The 1,533-nt window shown below is 29.5% G+C and carries 1 protein-coding gene; it reads right to left on the bottom strand.

Annotated elements, in window-relative coordinates; all coding sequences use genetic code 11:
• Nucleotides 1-107: 107 nt before the first annotated feature.
• Nucleotides 108-1,277 carry an IS110 family RNA-guided transposase gene (locus tag DYH56_RS15655; RefSeq protein ID WP_114643781.1) on the bottom strand — a complete coding sequence of 390 codons (1,170 nt, stop codon included), beginning with the start codon at nucleotides 1,275-1,277 and terminating at the stop codon, nucleotides 108-110.
• Between the last annotated feature and the right edge of the window lie 256 nt (nucleotides 1,278-1,533).

A 1,533-nucleotide genomic window follows, 5' to 3' on the forward strand; every position in this document is an offset into this window, starting at 1 on the left:
AGACTAACTATATGAAGTCAAGTAAAAATAATTGATTTTTTTTAAAGTCAAGTTTAAAAAAAATGGCATTACAAAAAAAGGTGCTAAGATTTTAAATTTTTTAAAAGTTAACTGCAGATGAATTTTTCATCCGTTTTTAATAAATGAAAAATGACTCTTAGTAATTTCTTAGCTGTATGACTCATGGCTACTAAATGATGTTTTCCTTGGGATTTCTTTAAAGATAGATATTCTTTGAAAACGAAAACTCTCATACTAACTGTTCTAGCTGCTTGTAAAAGAGCCCAGCGGAGGTATTTTGAACCTCTCTTAACCATTCTAGCCATATTTGCAGTATAGTTTCCTGATTGATGAGTTGAAGGCTCTAATCCTGCGAAAGCTAATAACTTACCAGAATTAGAAAAGTTTTTAACATTTCCAATTTCAGATAAGATAATACTAGCTAGAACATAAGATATCCCTGGAATTGTTATTAATGTCGTTTTGGTTGCTATTACAGCTTCTTTGATTTTCTTATCTAAGAGATCTATTTCATATTGGATGTTTTGGATTAGTCGTATGGTTTGCTGTAGTTCAAAACCAACTGACCATTCGCACGTACCAATAGAATTAGTTGCAAGCAATTTAATTTCTTTAGCTTTTTCTTTAGTATAATGTCCTTTAGAATTTTTAGATAAGATGTTTGTTAACTTTGTTAAATGAGCTTTTGAAATATCTTCTACTGTAGGAAACTCCAATAATAGAGCATAAGAAGACTTTTGATGTACTGACCAAACTGCACCACTTAACTCAGGAAAAGCAATATCTAATATTCTTGTAACAGATATTTTGTACTTTCCGCGATGACCTATTAATCTATATCTATGCCTTGCTAGTGACTTTAGTTCATTTATGTTGTAATCTATAGGTAGGTAGGAATTAGAATCATCGCTGAAAAGCATTTGAGCTATAATTTGAGCATCAATTTTATCGGTTTTAGTCTTTCGAAGTGTCATAGCTTTACGATAAAGATTTACGGCAAGTGGGTTAAATATTTTTAACTCCAGACTGTTTTTACGAATAAAATTGATAATGTTATTGCTATAATGTCCAGTAGATTCTATTCCTACTTTTATATTGGAAAAATCATCTGAATATGAGGATAAAATATTTTTAAAAGTTGTAAAACCTTCTAAAGAATTTAGAAAAGAAAACTTTGTTTCGATCATCTTTTCAGAAGAATCAAAAATATAGCAATCGTGTTTATTTTTAGCAACATCGATACCAACAAAAATCATAGTTATCAACTCCTTTAAATAAAAATATTTGACGTTGTGCTCCATAAAAACTATGTTAACGTATCCTTGCTACATATAAAACGTCGAGCGTTATCTAACTAATTAACAATTAAACATAGAACTATGATTAGAGCCTAAAAGAAATAGTCGAAGCTATAGGAGGTCACACTAATCCACAGCGTCTATGTTAATTATATACTAAAAAATTAAATAAACTAGAAATAGTGCTTTTATAGCTCTATTTCATTATACAAGG

The sequence above is a fragment of the Psychrilyobacter piezotolerans genome (assembly GCF_003391055.1).
Classification (GTDB): domain Bacteria; phylum Fusobacteriota; class Fusobacteriia; order Fusobacteriales; family Fusobacteriaceae; genus Psychrilyobacter; species Psychrilyobacter piezotolerans.

Bases quoted from the DNA above. Each gene is read 5' to 3' on its own strand.
- DYH56_RS15655 (WP_114643781.1), bottom strand. From the start codon at position 1,277: ATGATTTTTGTTGGTATCGATGTTGCTAAAAATAAACACGATTGCTAT.